Below are 19,374 nucleotides of genomic sequence, written 5' to 3'. Positions count from 1 at the left end.
TTTCCCGGCCGTCACGAATAGACGGTGCTGGAAAATGCGAGTTTCCTGTCAGGCACTAGCTAATTGAAAACGATCGTTCGCAGCGAGCAAGATTTTGGTTTCCGCGATCTCAGATCGCCTGTCCATCATTACGGAGTCCAAATCATGATGCCTTCATTCATGCGTTGGTGGTGTGGGGTGGGGCGCCGGTCGGGGACTGATCCAGTCCGGTCGGTTTGGTGCTGGTTGCGTGTGTTTGCACTCGCCCTGGCGCTGGTGCCGTTCGGGCCTGGGGCCGGGGAACTGGTTGTGGGTTGGGGTGGCAACTCGTCTGGCCAGTTGGGCAACGCCACCAACACGTCTTCATCGACCCCGGTGGCAATGGTGATAAGTTGGGGGCTGAATGGCAAGACCATCGCCCAGGTCAGCGCGGGTGCCTATCACACCTGCGCCTTGGCCACCGACGGCACCGTCGCCTGCTGGGGTGACAACAAGTATGGCCAGCTGGGCAACGGCACCATCACCAATTCATCGATCCCGGTGGCGGTGGATCGCAGTGGGGTGCTGAACGGCAAGACCATCGCCCAGGTCAGTGCGGGGAACGAGCACAGCTGCGCCTTGGCCACCGACGGCACCGTCGCCTGCTGGGGTCGGAACGCCAATGGCCAGTTGGGCAACGGCATCAACAGCGATTCATGGGTCCCGGTGGCGGTGGATCGGAGCGGAGTGCTGGACGGCAAGACCATCGCCCAGATCAGTAAGGGGAGCTATCACACCTGCGCCTTGTTCACCGACGGCACCGCCGCCTGCTGGGGTCGGAACGCCAATGGCCAGTTGGGCAACGGCACCAACACGGCTTCATTGGTCCCGGTGGCGGTAAATCGGAGTGGAGTGCTGAACGGCAAGATCATCGCCCAGATCAGTATGGGCAGCTATCACACCTGCGCCTTGGCCACCGACGCCACCGCCGCCTGCTGGGGTGCCAACGGGTATGGCCAGTTGGGCAACGGCATCAACACGGCTTCATTGGTCCCGGTGGCGGTGGATCGGAGCGGGGTGCTGAACGGCAAGACCATCGCCCAGATCAGCGCGGGGGACTATCACACCTGTACCTTGGCCACCGACGGCACCGCCGCCTGCTGGGGTTACAACGTGTATGGTCAGTTGGGCAACGGCACTAAGGTGAGTTTTTCCGTCCCTGTGGCGGTGAATAGGAGCGGGGTGCTGAATGGCAAGACCATCGTTCAGGTCAGCGCGGGGGGGCAACACACCTGCGCCTTCGCCACCGACGGCACCGCTGCCTGCTGGGGTAGGAACGACTATGGCGAGTTGGGCAACGGCACCAACGCGACTTTATCGGTTCCGGTGGCGGTGGATCGGAGCGGAGTGCTGAACGGCAAGACCATCGCCCAGATCAGTACGGGGAGCTATCACACCTGCGCCTTGGCCACCGACGGCACCGCCGCCTGCTGGGGTGCCAACGGGTATGGCCAGTTGGGCAACGGCACCAACACGGCTTCATTGGTCCCGGTGGCGGTGGATCGGAGCAGCGGGGTGCTGAACGGCAAGACCATCGCTCACGTCAGCGCGGGAGGCGGTCACACCTGCGCCCTGGCTACTGACAGCACTGCCGCCTGCTGGGGTGCCAACGGGTATGGCCAGTTGGGCAACGGCAACACCATCGATTCATCGGTCCCGGTGGCGGTGGATCGGAGCGGAGTGCTGAACGGCAAAACCATCGACCAGATCAGTACGGGGCTCTCTCACACCTGCGCCTTAGCCAACGACGGCACCGCTGCCTGCTGGGGTTGGAACTGGGATGGCGCGTTGGGCAACGGCACCAACACCAAGTCATCGGTCCCGGTGGCGGTGGAGAGGAGCGGGGTGCTAAGTGGCAAGACCATCGCCCAGATCAGCGAGGGTGACTATCACACCTGCGCCTTGGCCACCGACGGCACCGCCACCTGCTGGGGTGGCAACGGGTTTGGTCAGTTGGGCAACCGCTCCACCGGCAATTCATGGGTCCCGGTGGCGGTGGATAGCAGCGGGGTCCTGAACGGCAAGACCATTGCCCAGGTCAGCGCGGGGGGCTCTCACACCTGCGCCTTGGCCACCGACGGCACCGCCGCCTGCTGGGGTTGCAATGACTTTGGCGCATTAGGCAACGGCTGGAACATCTCTTCATCGCTCCCGGTGGCGGTGAATCGGAACGGGGTGTTGAACGGCAAGACACTCGCCCAGATTAGCTTGGGGATCTATCACACCTGCGCCTTGGCCAGCGATGGCACCGCCGCCTGCTGGGGTTACAACGCCTACGGCCAGTTGGGCAACGGCGCCAAAACGGATTCATGGGTGCCGGTGGCGGTGAATCGGAGCGGGGTGTTGAATGGCAAGACCATCGTCCAGATCAGCGCGGGGGGCTATTACACCTGCGCCTTGTCCACTGACGGCACCGCCGCCTGCTGGGGTTTGAACTCGGGTGGCGAGTTGGGCAACGGCACCAACACGGATTCCTCCGTCCCGGTGGCGGTGGATCGGAGTAGTCTATTGTACGGCCAGTCGCTCTTCGCTTTGAGTGCCGGTGGGTATCACACGGTCTCGATCATGACAACGAATGCCAACACCATCGCCGCCACCGCGAGCCCGGCGGCCGGTGGTACGGTGAGCTGCACGCCCAACCCGGTGGATTACGGTGGCACCAGCACCTGCACTGCCACGGCGAATCCTGGCTATACCTTCAGCGCCTTCAGTGGTGATTGCACCGGGGCGACCTGCGAACTCACCAATGTCACCTCGGCCATGGCGGTGACGGCAACCTTTACCCTCAACACTTACCCCATCACTGCCAGCGCGAGCCCAACGGCCGGTGGTACGGCGAGCTGCACGCCCAACCCGGTGGGCTACGGCGGCAGCAGCACCTGCACCGCCACGCCTGCCACCGGCTACACCTTCAGCGCCTGGAGCGGGGACTGCACCGGCGCCACCTGCGCGCTGAGCAATGTCACCGCGGCCAAGGTCGTCACCGCGACCTTCACCCTCAACACCTACGCCATCACCGCCACCGCCAGCCCGGCGGTCGGCGGGACGGTGAGTTGTACGCCTAACCCGGTGGACTACGGCGGCAGCAGCACCTGCACCGCCACGCCTGCCACCGGCTACACCTTCAGCGCCTGGAGCGGGGACTGCACCGGCGCTACCTGCGCGCTGAGCAATGTCACCGCGGCCAAGGCCGTCACGGCGACCTTCACACTCAACAATTACACCCTGACGGTGGCCAAAACCGGTACCGGATCGGGTACCGTCGGCGGCGGTGGAACCTTTGCCTATAATACCCAGGTCACCCCGACCGCGACGGCGGCGACCGGCTCCACCTTGACCGGCTGGAACCCGGCCAGTTGCGCCAGCGCCTTTGCGCTGACGGCGAACACCACCTGTACCGCCACCTTCACCCTCAACACCTATGGCGTCACCGCCAGCGCCAGCCCGGTGGCCGGCGGGACGGCCAGTTGTACGCCCAACCCGGTGGGCTATGGCGGCAGCAGCACCTGCACCGCCACCGCCAACACCGGCTACGCCTTCAGCGCCTGGAGCGGTGACTGCACCGGCGTCACCTGCGCGCTGAGCAATGTCACCGCGGCCAAAAGCGTGACGGCCAATTTCGGTTTCAACATTGTCGCCAGCATCAGTCCGGCCGGTAGCGGTACGGTGAGTTGCACGCCTACTCCGGTCGCCCCCGCCGGCACCAGCACCTGCACTGCCACGGCCAGCGCTGGTTTTATCTTCGCCGGTTGGCGCGGGGACTGTGCGGGGCAGGCCGGAACGACCTGCATCTTGAGCAACATCACCGCAGCGAAGGCCGTCACGGCGACTTATGTCGGTATGGAGCTGGCACTGCCCAGCCGCCGCGGTTGGCGGGCGATCCTGGGGCAATGAGTCGAACGTGGCGACGCTCAGTGCGAGCGAGTCGACCGGCCGCGGGGCCCCATCGTTAGTTCGGCGCGCTTCAGTTTGACTCCACCCGCGCGTGGATCATCCCCTGCGCCAGCCGTGCCGCAATGCGCGTGCCGGGTGGGGCCTGGTCCGGGCGGCGGAGGATTGCGCCATCCGGGAGCCGGGTGACGATGGCGTAGCCGCGGGCCAGGGTGGCGAGCGGGCTGCGGCCGTCCAGACCGGCGACCGCCCGGCCCAGGCGCTCGTGCAGTTGCGCCAGCGCGTGGGACTGGGCCCAGTGCAGGCGCTGCGCCAGTGCGTCCACGGCAGCGGCGGCCAAGCCCAGCCGCCGCGCAGGGGAGGCGGCCGTCAGGCGGATGGCGCGCGGCTCCAGCCGTGCCCGGACGCTGTGCAGGCGTTGGTCCATCGCCTGGGTGAGGCGCCGGTCCAGATCGTCCAGGTGTTGGGCGCGTTGCTCCAGGCGCGCGGCGGGGTGCAGCAGGGTCAGGTGACGCAGGACCGCGGCCAGGCGTAGACCCGCGCCTTCGATCAGTCGTCCCTCCAGGTGACGCAGCCGCGCATACAGTGCAGTCACCCGTGTGCCGAGGTGCTCGGCCGAGGGGGCCACTAACTCTGCCGCCGCGGAGGGTGTGGCCCCGCGGCGGTCGGCCGCCAGGTCGGCGATGGTGGTGTCGACCTCATGGCCGACCCCGCTCACCACCGGGATGCGCGAGGCGCGGATGGCACGGGCCAGTGACTCGTCGTTGAAGGCGTTAAGGTCCTCCAATGAGCCGCCGCCGCGGGCCAGGATCAGCACGTCGCATTCGGCGCGCGCGTTCGCGAGTCGCAGGGCCGCGACCAGCGAGGCCGCCGCGGTGGCGCCCTGGACCGCAGTCGGGTAGATCAACACCGGCAGGGCCGGGCAGCGCCGACCCAACACCGTGAGCAGGTCATGGACCGCCGCCCCGGTCGGTGAGGTGATGAGCCCCACCTGGCGCGGGAAGCTCGGCAGTGGGCGTTTGGCGGCCTCGTCGAACAGGCCCTCGGCGGCCAGCCGGCGCTTGAGCCGCTCCAGTTCCAGGCGCAAGGCCCCCTCACCGCCCGGCTCCATGTGCTCCACGACCAGTTGGAATTCGCTGCGCGCCTCATAGAGCGTCACTCGCGCCCGCACCAGCACCTGCTGACCGTTCTGCGGTTTGAACGCGAGCAGCAGGCGTTTGGCGCGGAACATGGCGCAGCGGACCTGGGCGGCCTCGTCCTTGAGGCTGAAATAGCAGTGTCCGGAGGCCGGCAGGGCGAGATTGGAGACCTCTCCGCGCACCCAGATGGATGGGAAGCTGCCGTCCAGGACCGCGCGTGCCTCGCTCGCCAGGCGGGCCACGCTATAGATATCGCGGGTGAAGTCCAAGGCCATGTCGAGTGGATTTGGTGTCATGGGGTGTTACTCGCTGCGGCGGCGGGGAGTGGCGCGGGGATCGCCTCCGGGAGTGGGGCAGCGACCATCTGTACATGCAGGTCCCGTTGGGGGAAGGGCAGGCTGATGCCTGCCGCCTCGAAGCCGTACCAGATGCGCCGGTTGACCTCCGAGCGGACCGCGGTGCGCCCCACGTCCCCCAAGTAGTGTACGCAATACTCGATCTTCAACAGGACGGCCGAGTCACCGAATTCCCACAGACTGACCTGGGGGGCGGGCTGACGCAGCACCGGTGCGTAGCCTGCCAGGATGTCGCGCACCAGGGTGATGGCCTGGTCAGGGTCGTCCTGGTAGCTGATCCCGACGCTCAGCACGGTGCGCAGGATGTCATCGGTCCGCGTCCAGTTGGTGAAGTCCCCGCTGATCACGGTCCCGTTGGGGATGAAGACCTCCTGCTTGTCGAAGGTGCGGACCGTCAGTGAGCGGATACCGATGCGGGTGACCTCACCCTCATGTCCGCCGACGGTCACGATGTCGCCGACCCGCAGCGGGCGTTCAACTAAGAGCACCAGACCGGAGATGAAGTTGTTGACGATGTTTTGGAGCCCGAAGCCGATCCCTACCCCCAGACTGGCGGTGAAGACCACCAGGGTGGTCAGATCCAGCCCCGACACCTTCAGCGCCAGCAGTACCCCGCAGAGCATCACCACATATTGAGTGAGCGTGGCGAGTGCCAGGCGCAGCCCTCGATCATGCACCCGGCCATAGGCGAGTTGGAAGCTGACCCGCTTCACCCAGCTCCCGGTTGCGATCGCCGCGGCCACCAGCAGGACCGAGAGGGCCAGATCCCAGGGGGTCAGGCTCAGGTGGCCGGCCGCGATCAGTGGGCGCTCGGCCCAGTTGAGCAGCGCACGGATCGGCGGCGTGTGGGCGTCCCAGCCCCACAGCCGCAGCAGGCCCCAGCTCGCGGTGAGCCAGGCCAGCACGACCGCCGCTTCGTGGGCCGGGATCAGGAAATGGCGCCGCCAGAAGTCGCCGAGTTCGCCCTTGATGCGCGCCGCGGCGTGGTCCCGCAGCTCGCCCAAGGCGACGACGACGAAATAGAGCAGGGTCGCCTCCAGGGCCAGCCAGCCCAGCCGGCTGGTGATTGCCCAGGCCAGGTTGGCGTAGCCCAGCAGCCCGAGTACCCCGGCCACGACCATGGCCAGCGCGATGAGCCGCGACAGTTCGCCCAAGAGCCAGGCGTGTCGGCCCACCGGTCGGGGCGCCGCCGGAGGCGTGGCGACCTGTTTACGCTGCTGCGCCAGGTGCAGGATCAGGCCCCACAGCCCGAAGGTCGGTACCGCGAGCAACAGGAGCGCGACCATCGCCAGGCGGTCCAGCACGTCGCCCAGCAATGGCGAGACCGGCAGTGAGCGGGTCAGCAGATAGAGCGCGGCGAGCCCCGCGGCCAGTATCAGGCCCCAGCGCAGCCGCTGATAGAAGAGCTGCCGCGCCGGGGAGCGCACGCGCGTTGGGTCCGGGCCGAACAGGGCCGCGTGGGCGAGGGTGAGTACGAACACACCCAGCGGCCAGATCCCGAGCAGGAACAGGACCGGCACCAACGCGTAGTTGGGCAGGCCGAGGCGCTCCCCGACCCAGGCCCAGAGTGCGGCCGGAGCCGCGTAGGGCGCCGCCGCGGCCAGGGCGGCGGCCGGGGCGGCCACCCGCCGGTACGGGTCCGGGTCCACCAGGCGGCGGCGCAGCAGCGGCGGCGCCGCGAAGGCCGCGACCACCAGCAGCAGTGCGCCGCCGATCAGGCCCGGCCACTGTGCCGGGCGCAGGGCGGCGGCGGCGCTGCCGATGTCCTGCCACAAGAGCCCGAGTTCACGCACCAAGAGCTGCGGCAGCCCGAGCGCGCCGGTGCCGATGCGCCGCCACTCCCCGGCGGTGACCGGGAAGGGGGTGCGATCGGTCAGCGATGCCGCGTAGACCTGCGCCGCCGCCGCGCGAAAGCGGGCACGCTCCTCGCCGGCACGCCGGATCAGGTCCTGGACCTCCCGCTCCTGGCGGGTGAGTGCGGCATCCAGGTCCGCGGGTTGTGACGGTATATCTGCCCCCGTGTCCTCGCTCGGCGCGGGCAGGGCGGCCAGCATCCGTCGCTCCCCCTGCAATTCCACTGGGTATTCCAGCAGTTCACTGGTGATCTGCCGCAGCTGCTCGGCGGTCTCCTCCAGTAGGGACACCGGCATTGACGGGTCCTCGCGCAGCGCCATCAGCCCGTCCAGGCGGCGGCGGATGCCGAGCAGTTCCAGATCGTTCTGGGCCAGATCGGCCCGCACGGCCAGTTGCTGCATGCGGAACTCCATGGCCTCGCGCCGCGCGGTGCTGTTCGCGTCATCCCCGGTGATGGCCGCCGCCGCGCCGGACAGTTGGGCACCCGCGCGCAGCGCCTCGGTGACGATCGCTTCGAAGGTCCGGGCGGTGGGGTCGGACCAGAGTGCCCGGCGGCCGCCCCTGGGGTCCGCCAGGTCACCGAGCCCGTCCAGGCGCACCCGCGCCTGGATCAGGCGCAGCCGCTGCCCGTTGAGGGTCAGCAGGCGGGCGTTGATCGCTGCGAGCCGCTCCAGTGCGTCCACCAATCCCTGTAGGGCGTCCGCCTGATCGTTCAGCAGGCGCAGGGCCGCCGCCCGCAGCAGCTGCACTGGCTCAGGGTCTGCGGCCGTGACCGGATCGGGGACCTGGCCGAGTGTGAGGATGCCCTGTTGCAGTCGGGCCAGCGCGGCGCGCTGATGGGCGGCCTGACCCGTGAGTGTGTCGAGTCGCTCGCGGGTCGTATCGACCTTGAGCCGCGCGGTGCGCAGCAGGTCCGGGTCGATGTCCCGGGCGCGTAGGGTCTCCTCCTCCCGGGCGAGTCGGGCGGCCAGCTGCTGCGCGTCCGTCTCCCGCAGCGTGGCCGCCATCGTCAGCTCGGCGGTCACCTGCGCGACGCGGGCGGTCTCGTCGCGGATGTCTTGCAGCGGCGGGATTGACTGGGCGGCCGCGCTCACCAACGCCGGTGCCAGGGCCAAGGTCCATAGGAGCGCCCACAGCAACGCCCAAGGCCGGGCGCAGCGCGGCAGCCGGCCAGCCGGCGGTAAGATCGGCCTGCGCCAGGTGGGCATGGGCGACTCCGTGTGGTCAGGGTGCGGTGAGGTGCAGGGTAGTCGGCGCATCTTAATCCCGTAGGATGGGTAGAGCGAAGCGAAACCCATCGACTGTGCTGCGGCAAGGCCGATTGCTGGGTTTCGCTGCGCTCTACCCAGCCTACGAACCCCGCGCGTTCTGTTGTAGAATCGGCGCTGTACCGAGTCCACCCGCACCCATTGGAGCCATTTCCATGATTCGGTGGCCGCCCAGGAGATCAAGAACAGCACGATTGCGATCACCAACCAGTTCGGCCCCGCCCGGGATGCCGCGCGGGAGCGGGAGCGGGAGTTGGAGGTCCAGTATCTCGAGCGCCTGCGCCGCGACAGCGGTGCCCTGGAGTGGCTGGCCGCCGTCGGCTATCAGGACCGGGAAACCCCGGCCGTCACCCTGGGGACGGTTTATACCGCGCTCCTGACCAATCGGCCGGACCCGCGCGTGCGCGAGCGCGAACCCCTGTCCGGAGAGCGCCGACTCTCCGCCCTGGGCGTGCTGAACATGGAGCGGTACCTGGTCCTCACCGGCGACCCCGGCAGCGGCAAGAGTGCCTTCGTCAACTTCCTCGCGCTCTGCCTGGCCGGGGAGCGCCTGGGTGCCGCCGCGCCGAACCTCCAAGACCTCACCGAGCCACTGCCCGGCGAGGATGGCGAAGACGGACGTAAGGCCAGCCCCCAGCCCTGGGACCACGGTGCCCCACTCCCGGTGCGGGTCATCCTGCGCGACTTTGCCGCCTCCGCCCGGTTTCCGGCCCAGGGCCGACCGGGCGATGCCGGCCACTTGTGCGACTTCATCGCCGACGACCTCCATGCCAAGGGCCTGGACGACTATGCCCCGGTCCTCACCGAGTGCCTGCACCGCGGCGAAGCCCTGTGCTGCTGGATGGCATGGACGAGGTCTCCCAGGCCGGGGCGCGGCGGGAACGGTTGGTACAGTGCATCGTCAACTTTGCGAAGAGTTTCAAGGATGCCCGCCTGCTCGTCACCTGCCGACCCTACGCCTATGCCGATCCCGCCTGGCGCATCCCGGGCTTTGCCGAGGCGGCCCTGGCGGATTTCGGTCCCGGTCAGATCGGGCGCTTCGTGGAGCGTTGGTATGCCGCCCGTCCGGAGCTGACGCCGCCGCGCCGAGCTGAGCGCGCGGAGAAGCTCAAGGGCGAGATCCTGGGCCGGCCCGCCCTGCGCTGCGAACTGGCTGGTCGCCCCCTGCTGCTGACCCTGACTGCCTATCTGCACGCCAATGGCCACGAACTGCCGGACCGCCGCGCCGCACTCTCTATCTGGGCCAGCAGGAGCGCGATCTCTTTGAGCGTTTTGCCGACAGCGGTTGTGAGGACTGGCCGGCGCTGGCCGCCTGGCTCGGCCGCCGCGACCCCGACCGCCGGCGCGAGGTGGTGCTGCTCGCCGGCGGCTTCTACGCCGGTACCGATGACCGCTCGGTCTGGGACCTGGTGGACGCGCTCTACCCTCCCTCCCCCCTTGTGGGGGAGGGCCGGGGTGGGGGGGCTGAACCTTTCCCCTCCCCCCCGGTGGGGGAGGGTCAGGGTGGGGGGGGACGCCTGGGGCCTGCGCCTGGCCGGCGAGATCCTGGCCGAGTGCCTGCCGCGCGAGCGCCTCAAGCGTGCCTATCAAGCAATCCACGACCGCATCCGCGACCGCCTGCGCCGACTGGCTGACCGTGTATTGGCGTGGAAAGGGCTGGCTCCCGGCCGGCTGGCGGGTGGCGCTGCCGTCCGAGCCCGAGTGGGAGAAGGCGGCCAAGGGCGGCGAGCGCATCCCCTCGGAATCGGGCGTCCTGATCCGGCCGGTGGCTGAGTTGAGTGCGCTGATCAATGCTGACCACCCGTCGATGCCGAACCCGGCTCCCCGACGGCCCTACCCCTGGGGCACCGAGCCGGACCCCGAGCGCATGAACTTCGACATGAACATTGGGCACGTGTCGCCGGTCGGCTGTTACCCCGAGGGTCGTTCACCCTATGGCTGCGAGGACCTGTCAGGCAACGTCTGGGAGTGGACCCGCAGTCGGTTTGCGGCGTACCCTTATCCGCAGGATGCCAAGGACCGTGCTGAACGGGAGGATCGTCAACCGGCGGGGCGTGGTTTGCGCGGCGGTGCGTTCGACTACCCTCGCAGGTACGCGCGCGCCTCCTCCCGCTTCGACCTCGATCCCGACCACCGTTACGACTTCGTCGGGTTCCGTCTGGTGCTGGCCCCATTACTCCTCTGAACTCTGATGCCTCTGGACTCTGAATCTAAACTCCGACCCTTCTGATTCCCACGCGCCGCGTGGGAATCCCTTGCGGGCGCGCCGCGCCCGGCTCGCACCGCGGTGCGGTGCGGCGGCATCCCTACGCGGCGCGTGGGGACGAGGGGGTAGAGCTTCTGGTTCCCGCGCGCCGCGTTGGCACCCCTGCGTTGTCACCATCAGGGTCCGGCGCTGCCCGGCGGGCACGCGGCCTGCGCCTCCCGCAGTCGCCGCAGTGCGGTATCGAACTCAAAGCCGGTGATGGCCTCTTCGATGGCCGCCAGCCGTTCGCCCAGTATCGGCTCAAGGCTGGGGTACGACTCGGCCCACAGGGGCAGCACAGCGAAATCGCCCGTGCCCAGGAGGTGCTCCAACGCGGCGATGATCGTGTTCACCTGACCCCTATCCGGTGCCCGCGCACCGCCCGCGGGGGCGGTCGGTGCCGCACCGACCGGCAGCCTCAGGCTGAACCAAAAGCGGCTGCCCTCGCCCGGGGTGCTGCCGAACCCGACCTCCCCCGCCATGCGAGCGACCAGCCGCTTGCAGAGCGCGAGTCCGAGCCCGGTGCCGCCGTAGCGGCGGGTCAGACCGCTGTCGCCCTGCTGGAATAACGCAAACAGCGTCTCTTGCACCTCCGGGGTCATCCCGATCCCCTGATCGGTGACGTCGAAGCGTAGTTCGCACCGGGCGCCTGGAGCCGCGCTGTGGCGGACGGTCAGGGTGATGCGTCCGCGCTCCGAAAACTTGACCGCGTTGTCCAAGAGGTTCCACAGGACGCACTCCAGGCGCACGGCATCACCCTTGAGCCAGGCCGCGGTCGCGGGCTCAACCGCCACCACCAGTTCGAGGCCCTTGGCCTCCGCGATCGGGCGGATGCGGCGTTCGACCGCGGTGAGCAGGGCGGCGAGTTCGAAGTCGGCGCACGCGATGGCGATGTCCTGCGACTCGCTTTCCACATAGTGCAGAATGTCTTCGATCAGGCGCAGGAGGTGCCGGGCGGCGGCGTCGGCCTTGGTCAACCAGTCGCGCAGCCGCGCGTCCTCGAGCCGCTTGGACACCAGCGGCAGGATGCCCATGATCTGGCTCAAGGGGGTGCGCAATTCGTGGCCGACGGTGAGCAGGAAGGCACTCTTGGCCCGGTCGGCACTCTGCGCCGCGTCGAGCGCCGCGGCCAACTCCTGCGTTCTGGCGTACACCAGGTCTTCCAGGTGATCGCGGTGTTGGGACAGTTCCGCATTGGCCGTGCTCAGGGCCGCCGCCTGGCGGCACAGGTCGGCATTGGCCTGGCCCAAGGCCTGCGCCTGTCGCCGCAATTCCAGGTGCAGGCCGACGCGGGCGCTCAGCACCGCCGCGTTGAGGGGCTTGTGGATGAAGTCCAGGCCCCCCGCGGACAGCGCCCGGGTCTCGCTCTGCGGGTCACCGCGGGCCGTGATGAAGATCACCGGGATCGCCTGGGTCGAGGGATCGGACTTGAGCGCTGCACAGACCGCGAAGCCGTCCATCTGCGGCATCATCACGTCGAGCAGGATCAGGTCCGGGCGGTATCCCTGCGCCAGCATCCCCAGGGCCTGGGGACCGGAGGTGGCGAAACTTACCTCATAGTCGGGGCCGAGCATCCCGCGGACGGCGATGATGTTCGCCGGCGAATCGTCGACGGCCAGGATACGCGCAAGCTTGGGGGTGTTCATGCTCGGGTACCATCTCAGGATGTTGGGCGGCTCCGTGCGGACGTGGCACGGATGCAGGCTATTATCCTGGAAGAAGCACCTCTCGCACAAAGACACAAAGGCCAAAAAGGCTTATCGATGCGCTGCCGCCGGCGCGTCGGGTACCCGCCAGGTGATGGCGCTTGCGCATGCAATGCGCTGTCTTTCTTCGTGTGCTTTGTGTCTTTGTGCGAGCCATTGCCGAGTCTAGGATGAACCACTGGGGGACTGCGCGAGGGCCTGGTCCAGGCGCGCCAAGGCCCCCGGGAAATCGAGACTGCGAATGGCGCGCTCGACTGCCGCGCAAGCCTCTTCGCCCAAGGCGGTGTAAAGCCAGGGTTGCAGCGCCTCGAAGTCGTCGAAGGCATCCAGGTTGCGGGTGCGCAGGGCCGCTCGCAGTGCGTTCAGCCGCTGCGCATCCATGGCCGGTTGGGCCGCCTGGGTCGCCGCCAGCGGCGCGGTCGCGCCGCGCCGCCAGGGTAGGCCGGTCGCGATGAGGGCGGTGATCCCCCTGTCCAGGGCCGCCAGGCGTTCGTCCAGATCGGTGGCGCCCCGCTCGATGGCCCCTTCCAGCAACTCGGCCGCCTCGCTCAGGTCCAGCGCCGCGAGGGTGCCGGCGCCGCCCTTCAGGGTATGCATCTGCCGGGCGGCCGTCACCAGGTCCCCCGCGGCCAGGGCCTGGCGGGTCGTGGCGACCACGCCGGCGAACTCCTGCGCAAACCGCTCCAGCAGGTCGAGGAATAAGGTGCGGTTTCCGGCGAGCAGACGGGCGGCGCTCGCGCGGTCGATCCCGGCGACCTGCGGGAACTCCTCGTCCGCTGGTCCATCGGTTTGAGCGAGAAGGCCAGGCGCGGGGGAGACCCGGGGCACCACCCCCGGCCGCGGTCGGACCCACTGTGCCACCAGGGCGACCATCCGCTCCAGGTCCAGCGGCTTGGTCAGCACCGCGTTCATGCCGGACGCCAGCGCCGCCTCTTGCTGGGCCGGCAAGACCCCGGCGGTCAGCGCGATGATAGGTAGGTCGGTGAGCCCCAGTTCGGTGCGGATCAGCCGGGTGGCAGTCAGGCCGTCCACGACCGGCATCTGCATGTCCATCAGCACGGCGTCGAAGTCCTGCGGTTCGGCGCGCAGACAGTCCAGTGCCGCTTGACCATCCACGGCCAGGGTGGTGCGCGCGCCCTCCATGGCGAGCATCCGCTCGGCCACCAGCCGGTTCATGGCGCCATCGTCCACCACCAGCAGGTGGAGCCCGGCCAGGCGTGGTCCGGCCGGGACCTGCGCGGAGGTCGGCGCGGGCGTCGGCGCGCTCGGCAGCGGTAGCGGCTGCGCGGTGCGCGCGAAGGGCACTTCCACCCAGAAGGTGCTCCCCAGGCCTTCCTGGCTCTCGGCGCCGATCTCGCCGCCCATCAGCTCGACCAGGCGCTTGCAGATGGAGAGCCCGAGTCCGGTGCCGCCGAAGCGGCGGGTGATGCTGGCGTCGGCCTGGGTGAAGGGCGCGAAGATCCCCGCCCTGGCCGCCGGGGTCATACCGATTCCGGTATCGGTCACCTCGAACCGCAGTCGGACCCCCGCCGCGGTCACTTCCAAGGGGTCGATCCGCAGTCGGACCTCGCCGTGGTCCGTGAATTTGATCGCATTACCGATCAGGTTGACGAGGACCTGTTCCAGCCGGACCGGGTCGCCGAGCAGACCGCCGGTCACCTCGGGTGGGACGGCCATGGTCAGCGTCAGCCCCTTGTCCCGGGCCGTGGGCCCCAGCAGGTCGCCGATTGCGGCCAGGAGCGCGACCAGGTCAAAGGGGCGTGCCTCCAGCGACAAGCGCCCGGCCTCGATCTTGGAGAGGTCGAGGATGTCGTTGAGAATGGCCAGGAGTGAGCGGCCCGCGGTGCGCATCTTTTCCAGCAGGGCGCGCTGGTCGGGATCGAGCGCCGTCAGACTCAGGACCTGTGCCAGACCGAGCACGCCGTTCAGGGGCGTGCGAATCTCGTGGCTCATGTGCGCGAGGAAGTCGGACTTGGCCCGCGCGGCCTGCTCGGCGGCGGTCTGGGCCTGCTTGAGATCGGTGATGTCGTAGAGGGTGTTCAGCCGCTCCTCGCCCCCCAGGAGGGTGGCGCGGGTTATCACGGTGCGCACTGTGCCGTCCTTGCGGCGGACACTCACCTCCAGGGGCTCGCAGGTCCCGCCCTCGCGCGCGACCTGCGCCATACGCTCCTGGCGCTGACGCAGGATGCGTGCGCGCTCCACCGGGTCGGGGTAGGCCAGGCGCCGCCAGTCGTCCATGGTGGGGATGTCTTCCAGGGTGTAGCCGAAGGTCTGGACGAAGGCGGCATTCAGGTAGCGGACCGGGCCGGACTCGTCGGCGATGGCGAGCGGCACCGGCGAGGCGTCGATGACGGCGCGGGCCTTGGCCTCGCTGGCCGCCAGGGCCGCGACGGCCTGGCGCTCCGCGGTCACGTCCCAGTTGATTCCGACCAGATGCCGGGAAGCCCCGCCGGTGCCCTCCAGGAATCGGGCACGGCTCGCGATGTAACGGTCCTGGCCGTCCGGACAGTGGACCAGGACGACCCCCTGGAAGGTCGTTTCTTCCCCCCGCAAGATGCGTGCGAAGCTGTCCTGGAGTACGCCGCGATGCTCCGGTGCAACCCACTCGAGCCAGGCCTGCCAGGACAGCTCGGGTGGGGCCTGCGGTACCCCATACACGGCGCGCAATTTTGCATCCCAGACGATCTGGCCGGTGGTCATGTCCATGTCGAAGACGCCGATGCCGCCGGCCTCGGTGGCCAGTTGCAGGCGCTCGGCGACGATCTGCAATTGCGCGGTGCGCTCGGCCACCCGCGCCTCCAGATGCGCCTGCTCCGCCTCCAGGGCCGCCTGCACCGCCCGCATCCGCGTCAGGTCATGGAGACTCGTCACGATGCCCTGGACCCGGCCATCCTCCCAGAAAGGCTGATGCTGCGCCTCGAGATACCAGGTGTACCCGTCGGGGTAGGTGGCCTCCATCTGGAAGTGCTGCGGCTCGCCGGCCAGGGCCGCCTCCAGGTGCGGCTGGACCTGCGCCCAGATGGCCGGGGGTGCGATCTGCGCCATGGCGCGTCCCCGCAACGCTTCCGGGTTGCAGTGGTACATCGCGGCATAGGCGGGGTTGACGACCTGGTAGCGCAGGTCGCGGTCGAGAAAGAAGAGCTTTTCGGTGGAGGCCTCGACGATCTGCCGGTAGCGGCACAGTTCCAGCTCGGTTTCCTTGCGCTCGGTGATATCGAGATGGGTGCCCACCACCCGCCGCGGGGTGCCGTCGGCCGCGCGCTCGATCACCTTGCCGCGGCTCAAGACCCAGCGGTAGCCGCCGGCCTTGGTCCGCATCCGGAACTCCAGCTCGCGATAGCCCGAGTTCTCCAAGGGGTGCTGGGCGCGGACGAGGACACCCGCGCGCTCCTCGGGATGGAGCAGATCGAGCCAGGTGTCCATCTGCGGCGCCAGCTCGTCCTGGGCATAGCCCAGCATCCGGGCATAGCCGGGACTGTAATAGACCGTCCCGGTGGCGACGTTCCAGTCCCAGATCCCGTCGCTGGTCGCCTCCATCGCGTAGCGGAAGCGCTCCTCGCTCTGATGCAGCGCCGCGGTGGCCGCTTCCAGTTCCAGCGTGCGGGTGAGCACGCGCGCTTCCAACTCGGCATTGAGCCTCCGGACCTCGTCCTGCGCCCGCCGCTGGTCCGTGATGTCCCAGGAGATTCCATACACGCGCAGTGCGGCCCCGGTTTGTCCGTCACGTTGGATCTTGCAGACCTCCGCAAGGCAGCGCTCAGTACCGTCCGGCCAACGGATCCGAAATTCATCCCGCGCGATGTCCTTCTGACCCGAACAGAGCGCGTCGAGGCGGGCCTCGATCCCGGGTAGGTCGTCCGGGTGTATCCGCGCCGACCAGCTGGCATAGGTCGGGGGGCCGTCCTCCTCGTGCAGACCATACAGCGCATAGAGGCGGGAGTCCCAGAGGTGTCGATCCGCGACCAGGTCCCATTCCCAGGTCCCGATCCGCGCGACCTCGTTGATCAGTTGGATCCGCGCGGCGAGGGTCTTGAGCTCGGCCGTGCGGGCGGCGAGGAGGTCTTCCAGTTTGACGATGGCGCGGCTCGCGACCGGGTCGGCGAGGCGGGCGGATGCCTGCGGATCGTTCATGGCGGTCGGCGTCGTTGAGATGAAACAGTGGTTCAGTCACTCGCCGGCCGGCGCCGGCAGGGAGCGGAAGAACTCCAGATAGGCTTGGGCCGCGGGAACGAGCCGATAGGGTTCTGCCGCCTGGCGCAGGGCCTCCCGGTCCAGGGTGTCGGCCTCGGGTCGGTGCAGACCCAAGTCGAGCGCGGCGGCCAGGGCCGTGGTGTCGCCCACCGGCACCAGGCGGCCGAGCCGCCCGTGCTGGAGCAGGTCGCGCACGCCGCCGGTGCAGTCGGTGGCGACCACCGGGGTGCCGAGCGCCATCGCCTCCACCAGCGCATTGGGCAGACCCTCGCGGCGCGAGGAGAGTGCCAACAGGTCGGCGCGGGCGAGATAGGGGAAGGGGTTGGCGATAAAGCCGGCCAGGTCCACGCGGCCGGCGATGCCGAGCCGCGCGGCCAGACGGCTCAAGCGGCGGCGCTCCTTGCCCTCGCCGATGATCAGGAGCCGCGCGGTGGGCCGGTCCACTGCGGCGAAGGCGCGCAGCAGGGTGGCGAAGTCCTTGACCTTGCGCAGTCCGCCCAGGGCGATGATGACCGGGGGCCGGTCCGGACCCCGCGGTTCGGCGAGCCAGGGGTGTGGGCAGGGGGCGGCGGCCAGGTCCGCCAGATCGTCCGGGAGGATAGGGTTGTTGAGCACGGCGATCGGCACTTGCGTGATCCCGAAGATCTGCTCCAGGTCCTCGGCAACCGCCTGTGAGACGGCGGTGATCCCGTGCAACCGGTGGTAGCAGGCGTGGATCTCACCGGTCTCGCGCCGGGTCTTCCAGAGGTTCCAGCGGTAGGTGGCGAAGCGCCCGGACATCAGGGTGCCGACCGCGGCCACCAAGCGGGTGGCACCCCCGGCAGCGGGTGGGAGTCCGGACCTGGCCGCCAGGGCGGCCAAGTCGTCCGCGAGCTTGCCGGTCACCAGCCAGTCCGGACGTTCCTCGCGAATAAAGTCGCTTAAGAACTCGGCGCGGGGCTCAGTGACACGCAGCACCCGTAACCCCGGTTCGAGGTCTTGCAGATAGGCATGGTCCGGGTCGCCGACCAGCAGTGAGGTCGTCACCCCGAGTCGGGCGAGTCCCCGGGCCAGGTTGGTCAGGTTGCGTTCGACCCCGCCGTCCTCGAAGTCGCTCACGACCAGTGCAATGTGCTCAACGCCCATGATCACCCCCGGCAGTGCGTCTGCCCCAGCATCAGCTTCAGATACAGATCGGCATTGCGCTGCGCCTCATAGCGCTCACCGCCCTGTCGCAGGGTGGCAGCCGGCAGCGGATTCGTGAGCGTGCGCGCCATGGCGTCGGCCAGGGCCTCCACATCGCCGGGCGGGACCAGCGGGCCGAAGCGCCCGCCGTCCAGGATCTCCCGCGGACCGGCCCCGCACTCGGTGCTGACCACCGGCGTGCCGAGCGCCAGTGACTCGATGAGCACCGTGGGCAGGGCATCCCAGATGGATGAGAGAACTACCAGGCTCGCCTGGCGCAGATAAGGATAGGGATTTGGCGCCCAACCCGGCATTTCAACCGATTCGGTGAGCCCCAGTGCGGCGCGCTCGGCCTCGACCGCCGGGCGCAGGCGCCCGTCGCCGATGATCAAGAGCCGGCAGTCGCGCTGCGCGCGCAGCCGGGCGAAGGCGCGCAGCAGGGTGGGCAGGTCCTTCTCGATCTCCAGGCGGCCGGCGAAGACCAGCACCGGGATGCCGGTGTCGCCGAACCAGGGGTGGTCGATGGGTTCCTGGGCCAGCTCCAGCATCTGCGGCGTGACGATGGGGTTGGGGATGGTGGTCACCGCGGCGTCCTCGCCCAAGAGTCCGTGCAGGTCCTGCGCGGTGTCCTGTGAGATGGCGACGATCCCGCGGTTGCGCCGGTACCAGTTGAGGACCTCGGCGCGGCGGCGCCGTCCCTTCCAGCCCTTGAGATGATCGAGCTTGACGCTCATGCGGCCATGGACGGTGACATAGACCGCGGTGCTGATGCCGTCGGCGGCGCTCGCCAGACGCGCCGCCTTGAGGGTGAAGACGTCCTCGCGGATGCGGTGCGTGAGGACCGCGGCGGGGCGCCGGCCGCGTAGATACAGTGCCATGGCCGGCACCCGGGTCAGGGGCCCCATGCGGCCCATGGGGACGACCCGTACCCGCGGGTCGGTGGCCTCGGGGATGGGGTCGCGGGAGGCGGTGACCAGCAGGTCGGTGGGAACGGCGCGGGTGACGAAGCCGTTCGCCAGCCGGGCGGCGATCTTGGCGGTGCTGCCGCCGTCGAAGGGGCCGCAATAGATCGCCAGGCGGGGGGGCTCAGTCATGTGATTCGCCAGCGGTGCGCGCCAGTTGGAAGCTGTAGAGTATGCCTAAGAACAGGATGCAGAAAAAGCGCAGGTCCAGGTTCACCAGACGGAAGTCATAGAGACAGTAGAGCGGCAGCATCACCCCGGTCAGGGTCAGAAAGACCCGCAGCTCCGGCGCCGCCCGGGGGTCGGACCAGAGGGTGCGGTAGGCGCGCACGAGTACCGCCAACAGCAGGGCGGCGATGAGCACACCGACCAGACCGAAGCGGGTCAGGGTCTCGATCAGCACGCTGTGCAGGTGCGAGGCCCGCGGGGCATTGGCCAGCTGGTAGTCGGAGACCGCCACCACCCGCTGCGGCACCAGGAACTCGGTGGTGCTGGTCCCGGGCCCAAAACCCAGGAGCGGGCGGGCGGCGAAGACCTGCAGCCCCAACTCAGCCAGATTGAGCCGGATGCCGACGGAGGC

At 68.9% G+C, this 19,374-nt stretch carries 9 protein-coding genes and 1 pseudogene; 3 read left to right on the top strand and 7 right to left on the bottom strand.

Features of this window, described 5'->3' with window-relative positions; genetic code table 11:
• The first annotated feature begins 231 nt into the window (after nucleotides 1-231).
• Entirely contained in the window at nucleotides 232-3,912 is a 3,681-nt protein-coding gene (locus QZY44_RS25115) for a hypothetical protein (protein WP_295454593.1), read from the top strand.
• Between the two features lie 70 nt (nucleotides 3,913-3,982).
• Here QZY44_RS25115 and xseA read toward each other — a convergent pair whose 3' ends face one another.
• Both xseA and QZY44_RS25105 read right to left on the bottom strand, forming a co-directional pair.
• The gene (gene xseA / locus QZY44_RS25110) at nucleotides 3,983-5,344 is read right to left on the bottom strand and encodes an exodeoxyribonuclease VII large subunit (RefSeq protein WP_295454592.1); all 1,362 of its coding nucleotides are present in this window, start codon (nucleotides 5,342-5,344) and stop codon (nucleotides 3,983-3,985) included.
• Nucleotides 5,341-8,466, bottom strand: coding sequence for a mechanosensitive ion channel domain-containing protein (locus QZY44_RS25105; RefSeq protein ID WP_295454591.1), 3,126 nt, complete (start codon nucleotides 8,464-8,466; stop codon nucleotides 5,341-5,343). Before QZY44_RS25105 ends, xseA begins: the two co-directional genes overlap by 4 nt.
• 223 nt (nucleotides 8,467-8,689) lie before the next feature.
• Here QZY44_RS25105 and QZY44_RS25100 point away from each other — a divergent pair, with 223 nt between their 5' ends.
• Together QZY44_RS25100 and QZY44_RS25095 are read left to right on the top strand one after the other, a co-directional pair.
• A complete protein-coding gene (locus QZY44_RS25100) occupies nucleotides 8,690-9,601 on the top strand; it encodes a hypothetical protein (protein WP_295454588.1) in 912 nt (303 codons plus the stop codon).
• Nucleotides 9,602-10,105: 504 nt separating this feature from the next.
• Nucleotides 10,106-10,711, top strand: coding sequence for an SUMF1/EgtB/PvdO family nonheme iron enzyme (locus tag QZY44_RS25095; protein ID WP_295454586.1), 606 nt, complete (start codon nucleotides 10,106-10,108; stop codon nucleotides 10,709-10,711).
• 197 nt (nucleotides 10,712-10,908) lie between these two features.
• Here the strand turns inward: QZY44_RS25095 and QZY44_RS25090 are convergent, their stop codons facing one another.
• The 5 genes and pseudogenes from QZY44_RS25090 to QZY44_RS25070 form a co-directional block, all read right to left on the bottom strand.
• Entirely contained in the window at nucleotides 10,909-12,417 is a 1,509-nt protein-coding gene (locus tag QZY44_RS25090; protein ID WP_295454583.1) for an ATP-binding protein, read from the bottom strand.
• A 225-nt stretch (nucleotides 12,418-12,642) separates the two neighbouring features.
• Nucleotides 12,643-16,608: a PAS domain-containing protein gene (locus QZY44_RS25085; protein ID WP_295454581.1), complete on the bottom strand. Its 3,966-nt coding sequence runs from the start codon at nucleotides 16,606-16,608 to the stop codon at nucleotides 12,643-12,645.
• A 36-nt stretch (nucleotides 16,609-16,644) separates the two neighbouring features.
• Nucleotides 16,645-17,793, bottom strand: coding sequence for a glycosyltransferase (locus QZY44_RS25080; protein WP_295454578.1), 1,149 nt, complete (start codon nucleotides 17,791-17,793; stop codon nucleotides 16,645-16,647).
• Nucleotides 17,794-17,795: 2 nt separating this feature from the next.
• Nucleotides 17,796-18,926 carry a glycosyltransferase gene (locus tag QZY44_RS25075; RefSeq protein WP_295454576.1) on the bottom strand — a complete coding sequence of 377 codons (1,131 nt, stop codon included), beginning with the start codon at nucleotides 18,924-18,926 and terminating at the stop codon, nucleotides 17,796-17,798.
• A pseudogene (locus QZY44_RS25070) lies at nucleotides 18,919-19,374 on the bottom strand (hypothetical protein); the annotation flags it as partial. The gene QZY44_RS25075 and the pseudogene QZY44_RS25070, both read right to left, overlap by 8 nt.

This window comes from uncultured Thiodictyon sp. (assembly GCA_903837595.1).
In the GTDB taxonomy this organism is placed as follows: Bacteria; Pseudomonadota; Gammaproteobacteria; order Chromatiales; family Chromatiaceae; genus Thiodictyon.
This window is presented reverse-complemented; position numbering and strand designations above follow the sequence as displayed.

Bases quoted from the DNA above. Each gene is read 5' to 3' on its own strand.
- QZY44_RS25080 (WP_295454578.1), bottom strand. From the start codon at position 17,793: ATGGGCGTTGAGCACATTGCACTGGTCGTGAGCGACTTCGAGGACGGC.
- QZY44_RS25090 (WP_295454583.1), bottom strand. From the start codon at position 12,417: ATGAACACCCCCAAGCTTGCGCGTATCCTGGCCGTCGACGATTCGCCG.
- QZY44_RS25085 (WP_295454581.1), bottom strand. From the start codon at position 16,608: ATGAACGATCCGCAGGCATCCGCCCGCCTCGCCGACCCGGTCGCGAGC.
- xseA (WP_295454592.1), bottom strand. From the start codon at position 5,344: ATGACACCAAATCCACTCGACATGGCCTTGGACTTCACCCGCGATATC.
- QZY44_RS25105 (WP_295454591.1), bottom strand. From the start codon at position 8,466: ATGCCCACCTGGCGCAGGCCGATCTTACCGCCGGCTGGCCGGCTGCCG.
- QZY44_RS25075 (WP_295454576.1), bottom strand. From the start codon at position 18,926: ATGACTGAGCCCCCCCGCCTGGCGATCTATTGCGGCCCCTTCGACGGC.